The following is a 20157-nucleotide window of genomic DNA, read 5'->3' as shown; positions in this document are numbered from 1 at the left end:
GGAGTGCTCACTTCAGCCTGCTCGACGCCAGGATCGACACGAGGTGCAGGAGGGTCTGCAACAGCGCGATGCCGGCCAGTACCGCGACCATGAGCCGGCTGAAGAACAGGTCGTCCCTGACCGCGTCGAGGACGGCCGCCGCCAGGATCACCAGCGACGCCTCGACCCCGAGGATCAGCCGGTGGAACTTGAGCGCGCCTGCGGCCCGGCGGGCGAGCGCCATGCCGGACGAGCGCGGCTCGGAGGCGGACTCCTTGACGGGCGGCAGGCCGCCCTGGTGGCGGGCGACCCCGACGAGGTCGGTCTCGGCCTTGATCAGGATCGCGCCGAGGGCCGCGAGCGTGCCCAGGAAGGCCCACAGCCAGTCGATCCGCCCGGAGCCCCACAGGTCGGCGGCGCGCAGGCCGAAGCCGACCAGCACGGCCGCGTCGCAGAGGTACGCGCCGACCCGGTCCAGGTAGACCCCGCCCAGCGAGAACTGCTTCTTCCAGCGGGCCACCTCGCCGTCGACGCAGTCGAGCAGCAGGTAGAGCTGGACCATGAGGACCCCGAGCAGCGCGCCGGGAATGCCCGGGACGAGCAGGGCGGGGGCGGCGAGCACACCCGCGACGGTCATCAGGTAGGTCAGCTGGTTGGGGGTGACCCGGGTGTTCACCAGGTGCCGGTCGATGCGCAGCGAGATCTCGCGCATGTAGAGCCGACCAGCCCAGTGCTCGCCGCTGCGCCGGTCCTTCACACCCGGCGGGTGCACGACCGGGCGGAGTTCAGCTATGGATGGCTTTTGCATAGTCGGCGTACGCGTCCCTGATCTGGTCGGTGGACAGGTTGAGGTGTTCCAGGATCGTGAAGCGTCCGGGGCGGGTCTGCGGGGCGTATTCGACGGCCCGGACGAACTCTTCGGCGGTGAACCCGATCTCCTCGGGCAGGACCGGCAGCCCGTGCCGGCGCAGGGTGTCCGCCATGAGGAGCGACTCCTCGTGGGCGCCCCGCAGCCGCATCGCGAAGCAGGCCCCGAGGCCGACCTGCTCGCCGTGGCTGGCCGCGCGCCTGGGGTACAGCAGGTCGAAGGCGTGGTTGATCTCGTGGCAGGCGCCCGACGCGGGCCGGGAGTCCCCGGCGACGGACATCGAGATGCCGGTCAGCACCAGGCCCTCGGCCAGCACCTTGAGGAAGCCGTCGTCGCCGATGCCGCCGGGGTGGCGCAGGACCGCCTCGCCCGCCTGCCGGGCCATGGCCGCGGCGAGTCCGTCCATCTCCTCGCCCCTGACCTCGTGGGCGAGTTCCCAGTCGGCCACGCAGGAGATGTTGGAGACCGCGTCGCCGATCCCGGAGCGCACGAAGCGGGCCGGGGCCCGGCGGACGGTGTCGAGGTCGATGACGACGGCGATCGGGGTGGGTACTCCGTAGGAGCCCCGGCCGTTGTCGTTGTCCAGGGTCGCGACCGGCGAGCAGAGGCCGTCGTGGGCGAGGTTCGTCGCCACCGCGACCATGGGCAGGCCGACCCGCGCCGCGGCGTACTTGGCCACGTCGACGATCTTGCCGCCGCCGAGGCCGACCACCGCGTCGTACCGGTTGCCCTTGATGTCGTCGGCGAGCTTCACGGCGGAGTCGAGGGTGCCGTCGGTGACCGGGTACCAGTGGGCGCCGGGCAGCGCGGGGGCCAGCCGCTCGCGCAGTGCGCGCCCCGAACCGTCGCTGATCGCCACGGCGAGCTTGCCGGAGGCGGAGATCCGCTGGTCCGCGAGGAGACCGGCCAGGTCGTCCAGGGCGCCGCGACGGATGTCGACGACGACCGGGGACGGAATGAGCCGGGTCAGTACTGGCACGCGATCTCACGGCCCTTCGCGAGGTCGTCGTGGTTGTCGATCTCCACCCACGCCACTTCGCCGATGGGGGCCACGTCGACGGTGAAGCCGCGGTTCACGAGCTCCTGGTAGCCGTCCTCGTAGTAGAGGTCGGGGTCGCGTTCGAACGTCGCCTTCAGGGCGTCGGCGAGTTCCGCGGCGGCCTCGGGCTCGATCAGGGTGACGCCGATGTACTCGCCGGTCGCGGTGGCCGGGTCCATCAGCTTGGTGATGCGCCGCACACCCTTGCCGTCCTCGGTGACGACCTTCATCTCCTCGTCCGCCAGCTGCTTCAGCGTGTCGAGGGCGAGGATGATCCGGCGGCCGTCGCCGCGGGCGGCGAGCAGGGTCTTCTCGACGGAGGCGGGGTGGACGGTGTCGCCGTTGGCCAGGATGACGCCGCGGCCCAGGACCTCGCGGGCGCACCACAGGGAGTAGGCGTTGTTCCACTCCTCCGCCTTGTCGTTGTCGATCAGGGTGAGGGTCACGCCGTACTTCGCCTCGAACTCGGCCTTGCGGGCGTACACCGCCTCCTTGCGGTAGCCGACCACGACGGCGACCTCGGTGAGGCCGATCTCCGCGAAGTTGGCCAGCGTCAGGTCCAGGACCGTCCTCTCGCCGTCCACAGGCACGAGCGCCTTCGGGAGCGTGTCGGTGTAGGGGCGCAGACGCCGTCCTGCACCGGCTGCCAGTACGAGGCCGATCATGCGGGTTCTCCTTCGTCGTGAACGGCGGGTGCTCCTGAGGACACCCAGAAGCGGATGGACTCCACGAGCACCACCAGGGCCACGGCCACGGCGAGCACGGTGAGGGCTGCGGTGAAGGCCGAGTGCCGGGTGAACACGGCGGCGAACACGGTCACCGCCAGGGTGCGGCCCTCGTGCCCGCCGATCGTGCGGACCAGCCACCGGGGCGGCGCACCGGTGCCGCCGCGGATGCGGTACACCGTGTCGTAGTGATGGTAGGCGACGGCCGAGACCAGCCCGAAGGCCGCGGGAAGCGCCCCCGGGACCTCGCTGCGGGCGGCGAGGATCAGGACGGTGCAGTACTCCGCCGCCCTGAACACCGGGGGCACGAGCCAGTCGAGGGCGCCCTTGAGGGGCTGGGAGACGGCCATGCCGGAGAACATCGCGTAGACCACCGCGGCCAGGATGGTGTGCCAGCTGCCGAAGGGCTGGGAGAGCGCGGAGGCGATCATGAGCGCCCCGGCGAGCAGGGCCGTGATCGGCGCGCTCCAGCTGCCGCCGAGCCGGGGCCCGACCGCGGCGACGGCCTCGGCCAGCGGTCCGGAGTCGGCGAGGTCCGCGAGGGCCCGTGCGGCGCGGTCGGTGCGTTCGGCCCTGCGGGTCAACGAGCGCAGCAGCCGGCCCGCGGTGGTGTAGCAGGCGGCGAAGGAGCAGCCGACGAGCAGGGCGTAGAAGACGATCCGGGGGGTGGTCACCGCGGTGAGGACCGCGATCATCGCCCAGCGTTCGCCGATCGGCAGCACTATCATCCGGCGCAGCCAGACCGTCCAGCCGACGCTGTCGAGTCTGCTGGACAACGCCGCCGTGGGGCTCGAATTGGCCACCGCGTCGTGGTTGGCCTCGTTGAACGAGAAGTCGATGACGTGCCGGCATGCCTGGAGCACCATCGCGCCGAGGGCGAGCGCCCAGACGTCGTCGCCGCCGCGGGCGGCGCCGAGGGCGAGACCGGCGTAGTAGGCGTACTCCTTGGCCCGGTCGAAGGTGGCGTCGAGCCAGGCGCCCATCGTCGAGTACTGGAGCGAGTAGCGGGCGAGCTGCCCGTCGGTGCAGTCCAGGACGAAGGACAGGAGCAGCAGCACCCCGGCGGCGACGTAGCCGCCCCGGGTGCCGGTCGCCGCGCTGCCGGCCGCGATCAGCGCGGTCAGCAGGGAGGCGGTGGTGACCTGGTTCGGCGTGAGGCCGCGGCGGGCGCACCAGCGGGCGATGTAGCGGGAGTACGGGCTGATGAAGAACGTGGTGAAGAAGCCGTCGTGCGCCTTCACCGCGCTGCGCAGCCGCACCGCCTCGTCGTCGACCGAGGCCAGGGCGCGCTCCGCCTCGGTGCGCGCGGGTGCGTCCGTCGGTACGGCGGCGACCAGCGAGCCCAGTTCGGGGCGCTGCACGGTGGTGCCCCCGGCGTCCATGGTGACGGCGAGGCGGTCCGGCACGGTGCGGTCGGCGACCGATGTGCCGGACGGGTCCGCGGGGGCGCCCGCGCCGACGGCGGCGGTCGTGGTGTCCAGGGCCCGGACGAGCGCGGGGCGTGCCTCCGGCTGGGCGGTGAGCGCGCCGGGCACGGTGGCGGCGGGGAAGCGCGGGTCGGTCAGTCCGAGCCGGAGGGCGTGGACGTGGCCGACGAAACGGGGGTCGACCAGTGCGACTCGGTGGTCGGCGGGGGCGGCCGAGATCAGCCGTGCGGCCTCGGCCACGTCGGCGGCGACCTGTACGTCGAAGCCCAGTGACCGCAGGTCGTCCGCGAGCGACGACCCGGGTACCGGTGCACCGGTGAGGATGGCGGTCGACAGACGAACTCACTCCTTGGTGCTGACGGGGGCGGCGCGCGACAGTGCGGCCCCGGTACGGGCCGGCGGCACGTCGGCAGAGGCTATCGGATGAACGGAAGCACGAGTTCACCGGCCGTTTGTGCTCCGTTCGGGGCTGACCGGCATCCTGCGGCACCGCCCGCGATCATCATCGTCGATCCCCGCCCCGCCTGACAAAAAACGTCCTCGCGAGGGACCGCCGACGGGCCGGGCGCGGGCCGGCCCGGCAGCGCGGCGCAGCCCCCGCCGCAGCTCCCGGGCGAGGCCTCCCGGCGCCCGGCAGCGGGCCTGCGACACTCTTCCCACCTCTCTGACCTGCAAGCATTTTCGCAGGTCAGAGCATATGACAACGGTGTTCAGTACCGTGTTGCCACATACCCCCCACCCGTAGTTCACTGGCAGTGCCCGGACCCCGATCGGGGCCGGATCCGCGAGACGACCGGGAGGCGTTCCCCATGGGGGCAGGGCACGACCACGGACACACGCACGGCGGGCCGCCGACCGGCACGGCGGCCGCCGCCCACCGCGGGCGGCTGCGGATCGCGCTCTGCATCACACTCGGCGTGATGGCCGTGGAGATCGTCGGCGGGGTGCTCGCCGACTCCCTCGCCCTGATCGCCGACGCGGCCCACATGGCGACCGACGCCCTGGGCCTGGGCATGGCGCTGCTGGCGATCCACTTCGCCAACCGGCCGGCCGGGCTCAACCGCACCTTCGGCTACGCCCGCGCCGAGATCCTCGCCGCCCTGGCCAACTGTCTGCTGCTGCTCGGGGTGGGAGGCTTCCTGCTCTTCGAGGCCGTGGAGCGTTTCATCACCCCGGCCGAGACCAGGGGCGGGCTGACCATCGCCTTCGCCCTCGTCGGCATGGTCGCCAACATCGTCTCGCTGTCGCTGCTGATGCGCGGGCAGCAGGAGAGCCTCAATGTGCGCGGCGCCTATCTGGAGGTGCTCGCGGACACGCTCGGCTCGTTCGCCGTGCTGGTCTCGGCGGGCATCGTCCTGGCCACCGGCTGGCAGGCCGCCGACCCGATCGCCTCGCTGGTGATCGGCCTGATGATCGTCCCCCGTACCGTGAAGCTGTTCCGGGAGACGCTCGACGTCCTGCTGGAGTCGGCGCCCAAGGGCGTGGACATGGCCGAGGTGCGGGCCCACATCACCGCCCTGCCCGGGGTGCTGGACGTCCACGACCTGCACGCCTGGACGATCACTTCGGGAATGCCGGTGCTCTCCGCCCATGTGGTGGTGAGCCAGGACGTGCTCGACTCGATCGGGCACGAGAAGCTCCTCCACGAGCTGCAGGGCTGCATCGGGGACCACTTCGACGTGGAGCACTGCACGTTCCAGCTGGAGCCGAGCGGCCACGCCGAGCACGAGGCCGGGTTCTGCCACTGACCCCCGGCCGGGACCCGTGTAAGGTGCCCGCAGAGGCGTTCGAGCCTTCCCTTGCACGAGGACCACGAAGAGGGTCCGCCCGGGGAATCCGTGCGGAGAGCCCGCGAAGAGAGGAGCTGAGGTCGATGACCGTCGCGACGGCGCCTTCCCGGCGCAGCATCCGGTCCTTCCTCATCTCCCGGGTTCTCGGCTAGCGCCCCGACTCGCACCGGGTCGACCCCGTTGGCCGGAGCCCTCGTACACAAGGGTTCCCGCGTTGAACGACAACGATCACGCCGTCCTCACCGAGGCGTTTTTCTCCCTGCACCACGACCTGCCCCGGCAGAGCCCCGGCTCCGATGCCACCACCCGGCGTCTGCTGGAGTTCGCCGGTCCGCTGCCGCGCCGTCCGCGCGTGCTCGACCTGGGCTGCGGCCCCGGTCGCGCCGCGCTGCTGCTGGCCGCGGAGGCCGGCGCCGAGGTGACCGCCGTCGACCTCCACCGGCCGTTCCTCGACGAGCTGCGCGCGGCGGCCGACGCCCGGGGGCTCGGCGACCGCGTCCGCACCGTGCGGGCCGACATGGCCGAGCTGTCCGGCCCCGACTTCCCAAACGGGTCGTTCGACCTCGTCTGGGCGGAGGGGTCCGCGTACCTCATCGGTTTCGACACCGCGCTGCGGGACTGGAAGCGGCTGCTCGCCCCGGGCGGCTCCCTCGTCGTCACCGACTGCGTCTGGACGACCGACGCGCCGTCGGCCGGGGCGCGCGCCTTCTGGGACCGGCAGGCCCCGCTGCGCCCCCTGGCGGCCAACACCGCGGCGGCGGTGGCGGCCGGCTATCACGTCCTCGGGACGCTGGTGCAGCCCGACAGCGACTGGGACGAGTACTACGTCCCGCTCGCCGCACGGGTGGCGGCCGCGGACCCGTCGGCTCCCGGCATGGCGCGGGCGCTCGCGGCCACCCGTGAGGAGCTGGCGGTGCGGCGCGACCACGGCACGGAGTACGGCTACGCCGGCCACGTGCTGCGTCCCGTCGACCCCCGGTGGCCGGCCAGGCCGGAGACGGCGGCGGACCGGGCCGCCGTGTTCGCGGTCAACGCCGCCGCGTTCCCGACGTCGCACGAGGCCGCTCTCGTGGACGCGCTGCGCGCCGATCCGGCGGCCTGGCTGCCGGGGCTCGGCCACGTCGTGACGGACGGCCCGGACGGGGACGTGGTGGCGTACGCGCTGCTGACCCGGTGCCGGGTCGGTGACGTACCGGCCCTGGCGCTGGCCCCCGTGGCTACGGCCCCGGACCGTCAGCGGCGCGGGGCGGGGCGGGCCGCGGTGCGGGCGGCGCTGGACGCGGCCAGGCTGCGCGGCGAGTCGCTCGTCCTGGTGCTCGGGCATCCCGAGTACTACCCGGCGTTCGGCTTCGTACCGGCGTCGCGGTACGGGATCCGGCCGGGCTTCGAGGTCCCCGACGCAGCGATGACGGCCCTGGTGCTCGACGAGTCCGTGCCGGTGCCGCAGGGCACGATCCGCTACCCGGCCGCCTTCGGCGTCTGAGGCGGTGTCCGGCCCCTGCCGCACCCCGCCGGTGCGGCAGGGGCCGGACATGCCAGAACCCGAAGTGCGGGCCGGGGGCTTTTGTACGGCAGACTGGGCCGGACTCGACGGGACCGGCGCACGGGGCCGGGACCACAGCGAAGGATGGGTATGCCGACCACACCAGCCACCGCGGCGAACAGCTCGTCGAACGGCACAGCAGAAGCGATCATGCTCGAACTGGTCGACGAGAACGGCACCACCATCGGCACGGAGGAGAAGCTCGCCGCCCACCAGCCGCCCGGTCGACTGCACCGCGCCTTCTCCGTGTTCCTCTTCGACGAGCGGGGCCGGCTGCTGCTGCAGCGCCGCGCGCTCGGCAAGTACCACTCCCCCGGTGTCTGGTCGAACACCTGCTGCGGCCACCCCTACCCCGGCGAGGCGCCCTTCGCCGCCGCCGCCCGGCGCACGTACGAGGAGCTGGGGATCTCCCCCTCCCTGATGGCCGAGGCGGGCACGGTCCGCTACAACCATCCCGACCCGGCCTCCGGGCTGGTGGAGCAGGAGTTCAACCACCTCTTCGTGGGAATGGTGCAGGACCGGCTGCGGCCCGATCCGGAGGAGATCGGCGAGACCGCGTTCGTCACCGCCGACGAGCTCGTCGAGCGACACGCCCGGTCGCCGTTCTCCGCCTGGTTCATGACGGTGCTGGACGCCGCGCGTCCGGCGATCAGGGAGCTGACCGGGCCGTCCGCCGGCTGGTGACGGGCGGACGGCACCGGGGGCGGGCGGTCAGGGTCGCGGGCTCAGCGGCAGGGCCGCCCAGATGATCTTCCCGCCGCCTGCGGTGTGTTCCACGTCGCAGGCTCCGCCCGCCTCCCGGGTGATCTCCCGGACCAGCAGCAGGCCGCGCCCGCCGGTCTGCCCGTGGTCCGTCTCCAGGGCCGTCGGGCGGTAGGGGTGGTTGTCCTCGACGGAGACCCTGACCCACTCCTCGCCGACGGCCACTTCGACGGCGAGCTCCGGCGAGAGCAGCGCGGCGTGCTTCACCGCGTTGGTGACCAGTTCGGAGACGATGAGCAGCAGCCCCTCGGCGATGTCGTGGTCCACCGGAACGCCCTGGCGGTTCAGCAGATCGCGCACCGCGCGCCGGGCCTGCGGTACGGAGACGTCCACGGCCGGGGCGGTGAACCGCCAGACTCCCTCGTACGGCACGGGCCGGGCGGGGACACTCCCGCGGCTCTCCATAGTCCGGTACCCGCTCTCCACTCGATGGTGACTGCACGTCGGGTACAGAGTGCGGGGCGTAGTCGGTGCGCACTGTGCTACTGAACATAAGTTGACTTCTATTGACGACTTTTGACCGGGCAAGACTTAAAGAGTCAGCCTTTCGACCACTTGTCTCGCTCTTCCGGGCGAGAGGCCGACGGATCCCCGCTCACCCTCTGTTCCGAGACCAAGGAGACGACGCGACGGCCGCCCAGTCCCGTCGCGAGCAGGCCGAGCCCGTCGAAGAGCAGCGCCAGCGAGAAGAAGAGCCCCAGGACGTAGAGACTGCTGTGCGGCCAGTCGAAGAGCACCAGCAGCCCCAGCAGCAGCCCGAAGACCCCTTGCAGGAGCGTCCAGCCGAACTGCGGGCCGCGCACCACGACGCTGCCCACCAGGCGGAACATCCCGCCGGTCAGGAAGAGCAGCGCGGCGAACATGGTCAGTGCCTCGGCCGTGCCCTGCGGATGGCGGATGACGACGACTCCGGCGGCGATGTTCAGGGCGGCCACCACGACGCCGAGCCAGAAGTAGTTGGTGCCCCGGGAGTCGATGGCGTGCAGCAGCCCGACGAAACCGCCGATCAGCAGCAGCCAGCCGAACAGGAGCATCGAGGTCAGCGTCGCGAGACCGGTGTACACGAGACCGACCAGGCCGGCCACGACGAGCAGTGCGCCCAGGACGGCGAGCCGGCCGAAACTGCGGCTCAGCCTCTTGCCCTCGGTCACGGGATCGGCCATGGAAAGCTCCTCACGGTGCGTACCTGATCGGCGACCCCTTCTTGATCATAGGTTCGAACCGTGCGGATAGCATCCGGCGCATGGACCGTACGGAACCCCGGCTGGAGCACACCGTCGCGAACGGCGTCGCCACCGTCGTCATCACCAACCCGGCGAAGCGCAACGCGATGACGGCCGCGATGTGGAGCGCGCTGCCCGTCCTGCTGGAGCGGCTGGCGGCAGACCCCGCGGTCCGGGTGCTGGTGCTGACCGGTGCCGGGGACACCTTCTGCGCCGGGGCGGACATCTCCTCGCTCCGGGACGGGTCGGGCGATCCGCAGGCGCTCGCCGTGGCGGCCGAGGAGGCGCTGGCCGCGTTCCCCCGGCCGACCCTCGCGGTGGTACGGGGCTACTGCGTGGGCGGCGGCAGTCAGCTCGCGGCCGCCTGCGACCTGCGGTTCGCGGCCGAGGGCGCGTCCTTCGGGGTCACTCCGGCCAGGCTCGGCATCGTGTACGCCGCGTCGTCGACCCGGCGGCTGGTGGCGCTGATCGGCCCGGCCGCGACGAAGCACCTGCTGTTCTCCGGCGAGCTGATCGACACCGCGCGGGCGCTGCGGACCGGTCTGGTGGACGAGGTGCTGCCGGCCGACGGGCTGGACGAGCGGGTCGAGGCGTACACGAGGACCCTGGCGGCCCGTTCGCAGCTGACCCAGGCGGCGGCGAAGGAGTTCGCCACCGGGCGTGCGGACCGGGATGCGTACTGGGCGGAGCAGGCGCGCCGCAGCGGCGACACCGCGGAGGGTGTCGCCGCCTTCCTGGAGCGGCGCGCGCCCCGTTTCACCTGGACGACCGGGCCGTGACGGCCCGGCCCTACCGGAGCAGGTAGTGGCGCTGGGCGCGGAACTCCTCGACCACGGCCGCCGGGGCCTTGTGCGGTGAGCCCGCGTCGTACGGCGGCTGCGGGTCGTACTCGGTCAGCAGCTGTACGGCCATGGCGTGCTCGTCGCCCTCGATCCGGCCGAGCAGGGTGAGCCCCATGTCGATGCCGGAGGAGACCCCGGCCGCCGTGACGTACTTGCCGTCGACGACGACGCGCTCACCGGTCGGCTCGGCACCGAAGCCCTTCAGCGCGTCCAGCAGGAGCCAGTGCGAGGTGGCCCGGTGCCCCTCCAGCAGTCCGGCCGCGGCGAGCAGCAGCGAACCGGTGCAGACCGAGGTGGTCCAGGTGCTGGTGGCGTCGGCGGTGCGCAGCCAGTCGAGCAGCACCTCGTTCTCCATCTGGTCCTGCTGGCCGGGGCCGCCGGGCACGATCACCACGTCCGGGGCCGGGACGTCGGCGAAGGTCCTGTCGGCGACGAGCGCGAGGCTGTCGGTGTCGTTGCGTACGGGGCCGGTCCGTTCGGCGACGAACACGCTCTCGCCGCCGGGGATGCGGGCGAGCATTTCGTGGGGCCCCACCGCGTCGAGCGCGGTGAAGCGGTCGTAGAGGACGATCGCGATCTGCATGGCATTCCTCGTCTCCGGTCGGCCACCGGCCGGATGCCGCTGGTCGGTGATCGGCAGTGGTCGGTGATCGGCAGTGGTCGATGGGGCGGTGGTCAGGGGGCGGCGGGGTGGGCGCGGAAGCGCCCGCGGTATTCGGCGGGGGACGTGCCCAGGGCCTTGACGAAGGCGCGGCGCATGGCCTCCGGGGTGCCGTAGCCGCAGGCGCGCGAGATGCCGAGGACCCCGTCGGTGGTGTCCTCCAGCAGCCGGCGGGCCTGTTCGAGCCGTACGCGTTCGACGTAACGGCCCGGGGTCAGGCCCGTCTCGGCCCGGAAGGCGCGGGCGAAGTGCCGGGGCGAGAGCCGGGCGCGGGCGGCGAGAGCGCCGACCGAGAGGTCCTCGTCCGGGTGCTCGCTGATCCACTGCTGGACCTCGCGCAACGGTTCGCTCCGGGCGGTCTGGGCGGTGAGCTGGGCGCTGAACTGCGCCTGGTTCCCGGGCCTGCGCAGAAAGACCACGAGGTGACGGGCGACGGTGAGGGCGATCTCGCGGCCCCGGTCCTCCTCGACGAGCGCGAGGGCGAGGTCGATGCCCGCGGTGACCCCGGCGGAGGTGGCCAGCCGGCCGTCCCGTACGAAGATCGGGTCCGGGTCGACCTCGACGGCCGGGTGGGTGCGGGCGAGGTGGTCGCAGACCGTCCAGTGCGTGGTCACCCGGTGCCCGTCCAGCAGTCCGGCCGCGGCGAGCAGCAGTGCGCCCGTGCAGACGGAGACGAGGCGTTCGGCCCGCGGGGCGTTGTCCCGCAGCCAGTCGACGAGTGCCGGGTCGGGGGTACGGGTGCCCTCCCCGCCCGGGACGAGCAGGGTGTGCGGCGGCCGCGCGCCGACGAGACCGCCGTCCGGCACGAGGACCAGGCCGCTGCTGGTGCGGACCGGGGCGCCGTCGAGCGAGGCGGTGCGCAGTTCGTACCCGGCCCCGGGAAAGCCGGAGGCCCCGGCGAAGACCTCCATCGGTCCGGTCACATCGAGGCTCTGGACGCCGTCGTACAGGACGACGAGCACGGATCGCTGCGGCATGTCCGCCATCCTGGGCGGCGCCGGGGTGCGTCCGCAATGACGAGAAACCCACCTTTCCTGCCATGCCCGGTCGCGGGGCGGGACGGTCCGGGGGTTACGGAACGTACCGACCAGTCGGTAGCGTGCCGGCATGAGTACTCTTCCGCCGCGCGCCGGACGCCGCTGCCACAACGCCCTCAACCCGCTGCACTCGACGGTCTACTTCTCGCCGGACCTCGGCAAGGAGCTCGCGGGGCTCGGCGTCGACGACTCGAACGCCGTCTACTTCGCCACGCGTTCGGCGGCGATGGGCCCCGTCGGTCCGGGTGCGGTCACCGCCGCCTTCTACAACTTCGACCACCGCCTCGTCGCCCGGCACCTGCCCGCCGTGTGGTCCGTCGCCCCGCCGCAGGCGGTCCTGGACGCCCGGCTGCGAGCCGTCGACACCACGCTGCGGCGGCTGTTGGGCGAGGAGACCATCGCCTCCCCCGAGCTGGCCGAGGCGGCCGGGCTGGCGCTGCGCGCGGCCGAGGGGTGCACCCGACACGCCCGGCCGCTCTACGCCGCCCACGCCGATCTCCCGGTGCCCGAGGAGCCTCATCTGGCGTACTGGCACGCCACGACGCTGCTGCGCGAACACCGCGGGGACGGTCATCTCGCCGCGCTCCTGACCGCCGGGCTCGACCCCTTGGAGGCCCTGGTCAGTCACACGGCGACCGGCAAGGGGACGTCCCCGCGCTGGGTGCTCGCCACCCGGGGCTGGCACCGCGACGACTGGGACGCGGCCCGCGAACGGCTGCGCGGGCGCGGACTCCTGGACGCCGAGGGCGAGTTGACCCAGGAGGGCGTGGCGCTCCGGGCGGAGCTGGAGGAGGCCACGGACCGGATGGACGCGGCCCCGTACGAGCACCTGGGCGCGCAAGGGGTGGAGCGGCTCACCGAGCTGGCGCGCGGTTTCCTGCTCACGGCGGCGTCGGCGGGCGCGTTCCCGGCCGATCTGATCGGCAAGGGCTGACGGCCGCTCCCGCCCGCGACGGGCGCCGCGACGGCGCTGCCCGTCGCGGGCGAGGTCCGGGTGGCCGGGCGACACGGCGCCCGGCCACCCGGCACAATGCAGGCGAAGGGGCCCCGCCCCGGTAAGCACAGCCCGTACGAGAAGGCGAGTCGGTAGAACCGTGACGACGTCCATCGAAGGCAGGATCGCCGAGGAACTCGGCGTACGCGAACGGCAGGTGAAGGCGGCCGTCGAGCTGCTCGACGGCGGGTCGACCGTGCCGTTCATCGCGCGTTACCGCAAGGAAGCCACCGAGATGCTCGACGACGCGCAGCTGCGCACGCTCGAGGAACGGCTGCGGTATCTGCGGGAGCTGGAGGACCGCCGCACGGCGATCCTCGATTCCGTGCGCGAGCAGGGCAAGCTGGACGCGGCGCTGGAGGCGCAGATCCGGGCTGCCGAGACCAAGGCGCGTCTTGAGGACATCTACCTGCCGTTCAAGCCCAAGCGGCGCACGAAGGCGCAGATCGCCCGGGAGGCGGGGCTCGAACCGCTCGCCGACGGCCTGCTCGGCGATCCCTCGGTGGAGCCGCTCGCCGCTGCCGCCGCCTTCGTCGACGCCGACAAGGGGGTCGCTGACGGCGCGGCGGCGCTGGAGGGGGCCCGCGCCATCCTCACCGAGCGGTTCTCCGAGGACGCGGATCTGATCGGCGAGCTGCGCGAGCGCATGTGGACGCGCGGGCGGCTGACCGCCCGGGTGCGGGACGGCAAGGAGGAGGCGGGGGCCAAGTTCGCCGACTACTTCGACTTCGCCGAGCCGTTCACCGACCTGCCCTCGCACCGGGTGCTCGCGATGCTCCGGGGCGAGAAGGAGGACGTGCTCGATCTGGTCCTGGAACCGGAGGAGCCGTCCGACGCTCCCGGCCCCTCGTCGTACGAGAACCTGGTCGCCCGGCGCTTCGGGGTGAGCGACCGGGGCCGTCCCGCCGACAAGTGGCTCGGCGACACCGTGCGCTGGGCCTGGCGGACCCGCATCCTGGTGCACCTCGGCATCGACCTGCGGCTGCGGCTGCGCACGGCGGCGGAGGACGAGGCGGTGCGCGTCTTCGCGTCGAACCTGCGCGACCTGCTCCTGGCCGCGCCGGCCGGGACGCGGGCCACGCTCGGGCTCGACCCCGGTTTCCGTACGGGCGTGAAGGTCGCCGTCGTCGACGCGACCGGCAAGGTCGTCGCGACGGACGTCGTCCACCCGCACGTGCCCGCGAACAAGTGGGACCAGTCGCTGGCCACGCTGGCGCGGCTGGCGAAGGCCCACGACGTCGACCTGATCGCGATCGGCAACGGCACGGCGTCCCGCGAGACCGACAAGCTCGCCGGTGAACTCATCGACAAGCACCCGGAGTTGAAGCTCACCAAGGTGATGGTGTCGGAGGCGGGCGCGTCCGTGTACTCGGCATCGGCCTTCGCCTCGCAGGAACTCCCCGACATGGACGTGTCGTTGCGCGGCGCCGTCTCGATCGCGCGGCGGCTGCAGGACCCCCTCGCGGAGCTGGTGAAGATCGACCCGAAGTCGATCGGTGTCGGCCAGTACCAGCACGACCTGTCCGAGGTGAAGCTGTCGCGCTCTCTGGACGCGGTCGTCGAGGACTGTGTGAACGGTGTCGGCGTCGACGTCAACACCGCTTCCGCGCCGCTGCTCTCGCGGGTGTCGGGGATCAGCTCGGGGCTCGCGGAGAACATCGTCGCGCACCGCGACGCCAACGGCCCCTTCCGCTCCCGCAAGGCGCTCAAGGACGTGGCGCGGCTGGGCCCGAAGGCGTACGAGCAGTGCGCGGGCTTCCTGCGCATCCGGGGCGACGACCCGCTGGACGCCTCCAGCGTGCACCCGGAGGCGTACCCGGTGGTGCGGGCGATGGTGAAGCGGACGGGCGGCGACGTCGCCTCGCTGATCGGCAACACGGGTGTGCTGCGGTCGCTGCGGGCCGACGACTTCGTGGACGAGAAGTTCGGTCTGCCGACGGTCACCGACATCCTGAAGGAGCTGGAGAAGCCGGGGCGCGACCCGCGTCCGGCGTTCCGTACGGCCACCTTCAAGGAGGGCGTCGAGAAGATCGGCGACCTGGCGGCCGGGATGGTGCTGGAGGGCGTCGTCACCAATGTCGCGGCGTTCGGCGCGTTCGTGGACGTCGGTGTGCACCAGGACGGTCTGGTGCACGTGTCGGCGATGTCGCGGACGTTCGTGAAGGACCCGCGGGACGTCGTGAAGCCGGGCGACATCGTGAAGGTCAAGGTCATGGACGTCGACATCCCGCGGAAGCGGATCTCGCTGACGCTGCGGCTGGAGGACGGGGCGACGGGCGCGGCGGCCCCGGGCGGCGGCGAGCGCGGCGGGCGTCCGCCTCGCCAGCGCCAGGGGCAGGGCGGCGGCGGGCCGCGCGGCGGTCAGGGGCGCGACCGGCGCGGTGGTGGCGCCCCCGCCCGCCAGGCCCCGGCGCCTGTGAACAGCGCGATGGCGGACGCCCTGCGGCGGGCCGGGCTGGCCGATCCGGAACAGGGCGGAAGGAAGCGGTGACGGGGCGGGAGGGGTGCGCCCGCGGCGTGCCCCTCCCCCGGCCCGGTCGGTCAGCCGACGAGTTCCAGGCCGTCGGCGACGACCCGGCCCGCGTGCAGGACCGTGCGGTCGTCGCTGCGGTCCATGACGGCGGAGGTCACCGTCTCGCCCTCGACCAGCAGCAGATCGGCGGCGTCGCCCACGGCGACGCCGGGGCGGTCGGCGACGGAGGCCAGACGCGGCAGGCCCGCGTGGAGGATCGAGGCGCCGCCGCGGCCGGCGACGGCCACGCAGTGCTCGATCAGCTCGTCGGCGCGGTAGCGGTTGGTGAAGGCCAGCTGCCAAGTCCGGTCCAGCATGTCCCCGTTGCCGTAGGGCGACCAGAAGTCGCGCTGGCCGTCCTCGCCCAGGCCGACCCGCACACCGGCGGCCGTCAGTTCGGCCAGCGGCAGGGCCCGGTGCTGGGCGGGGGCCACGGTCGTCATCGCGATGTCCAGCTCCGCGAACTCCTCGACGAGCCGGCGCGTCGTCGCCTCGTCCACGCCGCCGAGGTCGTACGCGTGCGAGATCGTCACCCGGCCGGCCATGTCGAGGGCGCGCACCCGCTCCAGGACGAGGTCGACGCTGAACACGCCCAGTGCGCCGGGTTCGTGGAGGTGGATGTCGATCGGTGCCCGGTGGCGTTCGGCGAGGTCGAAGAGGACGTCCAGGTGGCGCACCGGGTCCCGGTCCAGGGTGCAGGGGTCGATGCCGCCGACGACGGCCGCGCCCGCGGACAGGGCCCGGTCCATCAGTTCCGGCACGCCCTTCTCCTTGAGCAGGCCGGCCTGCGGGAAGGCCATGATCTCGACCTCGCACCGTCCGGCGTGCGCCTCCTTGGCGGCGAGGACGCCCTCGAACCGCTCCAGTCCGCAGTCCGCGTCGATCTGCGCGTAGCTGCGGACGCGGGTCGTGCCGCGCTCGATCATGCGGCCCAGGGTGTGCGTGGCCCGTTCGGCGACGCTCCACTCGTCCTCGCGCCAGTGGGCGCGGTCGTTCATGGTCATGGCCCAGACGCCGGGGCCTCCGGTGTGGGGGCGGAAGGGCAGGCCGAGCCGGGTGGAGTCCAGATGGCAGTGGACGTCGGAGAACGACGGCAGGGCGAGCCGCCCCCGTCCCGCCACGGTGTCGTCGGCCGTGGCGCGGTCCGGGTCGTGCGGGGCGAGTGCGGTGATCGTGCCGTTCTCGATCTCGATGTCGCACGGCTCGCCGCCCCAGGGACGGACGTTCGTGATCAGCATGGGGTGCCTCTCCTTGTCTCGGGCGCGGCAGGCGGGGTCGGGGGTGGCCGCCCCTGGTGAACCGGGTGAACCGTGCGGTGCGTTCACGTCACGCGGTGGGCTCCCGGAACGGCGGGAACGTCGGCGGGAACAGCTCCGGGGTGTCGCGGCGGAGCAGGTCGCGCTCGGTGTACGCGGCGCGCATCCGGTCGAACAGGTCCTGGGCGCGGCGGCGCAGGTTCGCCAGGTCGATCCCGGGAATCCGGCCGTCGGTCATGACCGGGCGTCCCGCCACGACGGAGTGGCAGGCCTGCCGGGCGGTGCCGTTCAGCAGGAAGGTGCGGACGGGGTCGTCCTGGACGCCGTCGCGGATGTCGTCCAGCCGGAACGCGACGAGGTCGGCCTGCGCTCCCGGTTCCAGCCGTCCGAGGTCGGTGCGGCCGAGCGCGCGGGCACCGCCGAGGGTGGCCGCCTCGACGTAGCGCTCGGCGGGTGCCGCGTCGGCGCGTCCGTCGACGACCTTCGCGAGGTGGACGCCGAGGTCCATGCCCCGGATCAGGTCCGGCGGGAAGGAGTCGGTGCCCAGGCAGAGGTTGACGCCCGCGCGCCGGTACGCGTCGAAGGAGTGCAGCACCTGCCCGTAGCGCAGCGAGGTCTGCGGGCAGTGGACGACCGAGACACCAGCGGCGGCGAGGGTCGCCAGGTCGCCGCGGTCCTCGCCGTGCACGTCGGGGTGCCGGTCGATCACGATGCCGTGCGGTACGAGGAGCCGGGTTTCCAGCAGCCCGGTGCGCTCCAGCAGGCGCAGCGGGGTGGTGCCGTGCAGCTCCCGTACGAGGTTGCGTTCGCTCATGCCCTGCAGGCAGTGCAGTCGTACGAGGACGTCGCGGCGCCGTGCGACCTCGGCGGTCTCCCGCATGAGTTCCTCGGTGAGCGTCTCGATGCGGCACGGCAGCAGCACGCCGTTGACCAGCGGGTCGGCCAGCGCGGCCGTGTGGTCGAGGAAGCGCACGGCGTCCCGCAGCCCCGCACGGCCGCGTTCCTCGTCGAACTCGACGCCCCGGCCGCCGTCGGGCAGCGTCACGTTGACGCCGGACCGGTAGGCGGGCCCCAGGTAGCCCCGCAGGCCGATCCGCCGGGACGTCCGCGCCATGGCGACGAGTTCGTCGTACGGCTCGGCCCAGGCGCTGTGGACCTCCGACGCGATGGGCATGTAGGTGGTGATGCCGTGCAGTGCCAGCTGGACGAGCGCGTATTCGCGGACGGTGGCCCGTTCCGCCGGTGTGAAGACGTCGTGGCGCCGGTCGGTGAAGTACTCCCGCGACCAGAGGAGTCCGCCGCTGCGCTCCGGCGTCGCCCAGGAGTCCAGGACGAGGTGGTCGATGTCGGTGAGGGCGTCCAGGTCGATGAGGCCGGGCATCACCAGTGCCTCGCCGAGGTCCAGTTCCTCGTCCACCGGGCCGTCGTACCGCGTTCCGACGTACACGATCGTGTCCCCGTCCCACACGATCTCGCCGTCGCGCAGCAGCGCGTGGGCTCCGTCGCGGTGGGCGAGGACGTGGGCGGCGCGCCAGCGGGTTCGCACGGGGTCTCCTGCGGATGCGGTGTCAGGACCGTTCCGGCCGGAGGGCGGTCCACGGCCGAACCGACATTAACACTTGGCATACCAAAATCAGGAACCCCTGGACGGCGCACACACGCCTCCAGGGGTTCCCTGCCGCCCTGAGTGAATCTCACCGAACCGGCCACCCGTTTGGCATACCAACCAGGCGTACGGGCCCGTGTTCTTCGGCCTTCCGGCCCCGGCCGCCCCGGGCTCCTGCCCTTCGGGCCGCGGCCGGTGCCCCGGCCCGGGGTTTCAGACCTCCGTCACCTTCCCCGCCGCCACCTCGACGCGCCGCGTCGTCCGCACCGCGTCCAGCATCCGCCGGTCGTGCGTGACCAGCAGGAGGGTCCCGGGGTACGACTCCAGCGCCGATTCCAGCTGCTCGATCGCGGGCAGGTCGAGGTGGTTCGTCGGCTCGTCGAGCACGAGGAGGTTGACGCCCCGGCCCTGGAGCAGGGCGAGGGCGGCCCTGGTGCGTTCGCCCGGGGAGAGGGTCGTCGCGGAGCGCGTCACATGGTCCGCGCGCAGGCCGAACTTGGCGAGCAGCGTGCGCACTTCGGCCGGTTCGGTGTCGGGCACGGCCGTGCAGAACGCCTCCAGCAGCGATTCCGTGCCGTGGAAGAGCTTGCGCGCCTGGTCGACCTCGCCGACCACCACGCCCGAACCGAGCGACGCGTGCCCGGAGTCCAGCGGGAGGCGGCCGAGCAGCGCGGCGAGGAGCGTGGACTTGCCCGCCCCGTTGGCACCGGTGATGGCGACCCGGTCCGCCCAGTCGATCTGCAGCGATGCCGGGCCGAAGACGAAGTCGCCGCGTGCGGCCCGCGCCTCGCGCAGGGTCGCGACGACCGAGCCCGAGCGGGGGGCGGCGGCGATCTCCATCCGCAGCTCCCACTCCTTGCGCGGTTCCTCGACGACGTCGAGCCGTTCGATCATGCGCTGGGTCTGCCGTGCCTTGGCGGCCTGCTTCTCGCTCGACTCGCTGCGGAACTTGCGGCCGACCTTGTCGGAGTCGGTGGCCTTGCGGCGGGCGTTCTTGACGCCCTTCTCCATCCAGGCCCGCTGGGTCTGGGCGCGCCCTTCGAGGGCGGCGCGCTTGTCGGCGTACTCCTCGTACTCCTCGCGGGCGTGCCTGCGGGCCCGCTCGCGCTCCTCCAGATAGGCCGCGTAGCCGCCGCCGTAGAGGTTGATCTGCTGCTGGGCCAGGTCCAGTTCGAGGACCTTGGTGACCGTGCGCATCAGGAATTCGCGGTCGTGGCTGATGACCACGGTGCCCGAGCGCAGCCCGGAGACATAGCGCTCCAGCCGTTCCAGACCGTCCAGGTCGAGGTCGTTGGTGGGCTCGTCCAGCAGGAAGACGTCGTAGCGGGAGAGCAGGAGGGAGGCCAGGCCCGCGCGGGCGGCCTGGCCGCCGGAGAGCGCGGTCATCGGCAGGTCGAGCCCGACGGTCAGTCCGAGGTCGTCCGCGACCTCGGCGGCGCGCTCGTCCAGGTCGGCGCCGCCGAGGGACAGCCAGCGCTCCAGGGTCTCGGCGTACGCGTCGTCCGCGCCCGGTGCCCCGTCGACCAGGCCCTGCGTCGCGGCGTCCATCGCGGCCTGCGCCTCGGCGACACCGGTGCGGCGGGCCAGGAACTCCCGCACCGTCTCGCCCGGCCGCCGCTCCGGCTCCTGCGGGAGGTGGCCGACGGTGGCGGTGGGCGGGGAGAGCCGCAGCTCCCCCTCCTCCGGCCGGTCGAGTCCGGCGAGCAGCCGGAGGAGGGACGATTTCCCGGCGCCGTTGACTCCGACGAGACCGATCACGTCCCCGGGCGCGACGACGAGGTCGAGCCCGGCGAAGAGCGTGCGGTCGCCGTGTCCGGCGGCGAGATCCTTGGCGACAAGAGTGGCAGTCATCAGGGTGCCGATCCTAAGGGCTGCCCCGTGCCCGACGCCGTG

The 20157-nt window shown here is 72.8% G+C and carries 17 protein-coding genes; 6 read left to right on the top strand and 11 right to left on the bottom strand.

Annotated features, from left to right (window positions below):
- Positions 1–7: 7 nt before the first annotated feature.
- Genes ACWCXX_RS32570 through ACWCXX_RS32555 form a run of 4 tightly spaced genes read right to left on the bottom strand, consistent with a single transcriptional unit; the run spans position 8 to position 4317 of the window.
- Complete coding sequence (locus ACWCXX_RS32570; protein ID WP_451133577.1) at positions 8–787, bottom strand: CDP-alcohol phosphatidyltransferase family protein; 780 nt, start codon at positions 785–787, stop codon at positions 8–10.
- Positions 765–1826, bottom strand: coding sequence for an iron-containing alcohol dehydrogenase family protein (locus tag ACWCXX_RS32565; RefSeq protein WP_451133575.1), 1062 nt, complete (start codon positions 1824–1826; stop codon positions 765–767). The genes ACWCXX_RS32570 and ACWCXX_RS32565 overlap by 23 nt, the downstream gene beginning before the upstream one ends.
- Positions 1814–2551: a phosphocholine cytidylyltransferase family protein gene (locus ACWCXX_RS32560; RefSeq protein WP_451133573.1), complete on the bottom strand. Its 738-nt coding sequence runs from the start codon at positions 2549–2551 to the stop codon at positions 1814–1816. Before ACWCXX_RS32560 ends, ACWCXX_RS32565 begins: the two co-directional genes overlap by 13 nt.
- On the bottom strand, positions 2548–4317 hold the full coding sequence (locus ACWCXX_RS32555) for a DUF5941 domain-containing protein (RefSeq protein ID WP_451133598.1): 1770 nt from the start codon (positions 4315–4317) through the stop codon (positions 2548–2550). Before ACWCXX_RS32555 ends, ACWCXX_RS32560 begins: the two co-directional genes overlap by 4 nt.
- A 530-nt stretch (positions 4318–4847) precedes the next feature.
- Here ACWCXX_RS32555 and ACWCXX_RS32550 point away from each other — a divergent pair.
- The 3 genes from ACWCXX_RS32550 to idi all read left to right on the top strand — a co-directional run bounded on the left by ACWCXX_RS32550 (position 4848) and on the right by idi (position 8055).
- Entirely contained in the window at positions 4848–5786 is a 939-nt protein-coding gene (locus ACWCXX_RS32550) for a cation diffusion facilitator family transporter (protein WP_451133571.1), read from the top strand.
- Positions 5787–6042: 256 nt separating this feature from the next.
- Positions 6043–7311 (top strand): GNAT family N-acetyltransferase, encoded by a 1269-nt coding sequence (locus ACWCXX_RS32545; RefSeq protein ID WP_451133569.1) that lies wholly within the window; start codon positions 6043–6045, stop codon positions 7309–7311.
- A 150-nt stretch (positions 7312–7461) separates the two neighbouring features.
- The gene (idi, locus tag ACWCXX_RS32540; RefSeq protein WP_451133567.1) at positions 7462–8055 is read left to right on the top strand and encodes an isopentenyl-diphosphate Delta-isomerase; all 594 of its coding nucleotides are present in this window, start codon (positions 7462–7464) and stop codon (positions 8053–8055) included.
- A 27-nt stretch (positions 8056–8082) separates the two neighbouring features.
- Here idi and ACWCXX_RS32535 read toward each other — a convergent pair whose 3' ends face one another.
- Entirely contained in the window at positions 8083–8538 is a 456-nt protein-coding gene (locus ACWCXX_RS32535; protein ID WP_451133565.1) for an ATP-binding protein, read from the bottom strand.
- A gap of 134 nt (positions 8539–8672) precedes the next feature.
- The gene (locus tag ACWCXX_RS32530; RefSeq protein ID WP_451133563.1) at positions 8673–9296 is read right to left on the bottom strand and encodes an HdeD family acid-resistance protein; all 624 of its coding nucleotides are present in this window, start codon (positions 9294–9296) and stop codon (positions 8673–8675) included.
- Between the two features lie 80 nt (positions 9297–9376).
- Here ACWCXX_RS32530 and ACWCXX_RS32525 point away from each other — a divergent pair, with 80 nt between their 5' ends.
- Complete coding sequence (locus tag ACWCXX_RS32525) at positions 9377–10135, top strand: enoyl-CoA hydratase/isomerase family protein (RefSeq protein WP_451133561.1); 759 nt, start codon at positions 9377–9379, stop codon at positions 10133–10135.
- Between the two features lie 10 nt (positions 10136–10145).
- On the opposite strand, the gene ACWCXX_RS32520 is transcribed toward ACWCXX_RS32525, so the two are convergent.
- Together ACWCXX_RS32520 and ACWCXX_RS32515 are read right to left on the bottom strand one after the other, a co-directional pair.
- Positions 10146–10781, bottom strand: coding sequence for a DJ-1/PfpI family protein (locus ACWCXX_RS32520; RefSeq protein ID WP_451133559.1), 636 nt, complete (start codon positions 10779–10781; stop codon positions 10146–10148).
- A 92-nt stretch (positions 10782–10873) separates the two neighbouring features.
- Complete coding sequence (locus ACWCXX_RS32515) at positions 10874–11836, bottom strand: GlxA family transcriptional regulator (protein ID WP_451133557.1); 963 nt, start codon at positions 11834–11836, stop codon at positions 10874–10876.
- A 130-nt stretch (positions 11837–11966) separates the two neighbouring features.
- Here ACWCXX_RS32515 and ACWCXX_RS32510 point away from each other — a divergent pair, with 130 nt between their 5' ends.
- Positions 11967–12830, top strand: coding sequence for an SCO6745 family protein (locus tag ACWCXX_RS32510; RefSeq protein ID WP_451133555.1), 864 nt, complete (start codon positions 11967–11969; stop codon positions 12828–12830).
- Positions 12831–12990: 160 nt separating this feature from the next.
- Positions 12991–15381: a Tex family protein gene (locus tag ACWCXX_RS32505; protein WP_451133553.1), complete on the top strand. Its 2391-nt coding sequence runs from the start codon at positions 12991–12993 to the stop codon at positions 15379–15381.
- Positions 15382–15431: 50 nt separating this feature from the next.
- Here ACWCXX_RS32505 and ACWCXX_RS32500 read toward each other — a convergent pair whose 3' ends face one another.
- The 3 genes from ACWCXX_RS32500 to ACWCXX_RS32490 all read right to left on the bottom strand — a co-directional run bounded on the left by ACWCXX_RS32500 (position 15432) and on the right by ACWCXX_RS32490 (position 20115).
- The gene (locus tag ACWCXX_RS32500; RefSeq protein ID WP_451133551.1) at positions 15432–16640 is read right to left on the bottom strand and encodes an amidohydrolase family protein; all 1209 of its coding nucleotides are present in this window, start codon (positions 16638–16640) and stop codon (positions 15432–15434) included.
- An 88-nt stretch (positions 16641–16728) separates the two neighbouring features.
- Entirely contained in the window at positions 16729–18204 is a 1476-nt protein-coding gene (locus tag ACWCXX_RS32495) for a chlorohydrolase family protein (RefSeq protein WP_451133549.1), read from the bottom strand.
- Positions 18205–18477: 273 nt separating this feature from the next.
- Positions 18478–20115, bottom strand: coding sequence for an ABC-F family ATP-binding cassette domain-containing protein (locus tag ACWCXX_RS32490; protein ID WP_451133547.1), 1638 nt, complete (start codon positions 20113–20115; stop codon positions 18478–18480).
- Positions 20116–20157: the final 42 nt, after the last annotated feature.

Source organism: Streptomyces sp. NPDC001732, assembly GCF_053596315.1.
Note: the sequence above shows the minus strand (reverse complement) of the source record. Positions and strands in the feature narration are given on the sequence as shown.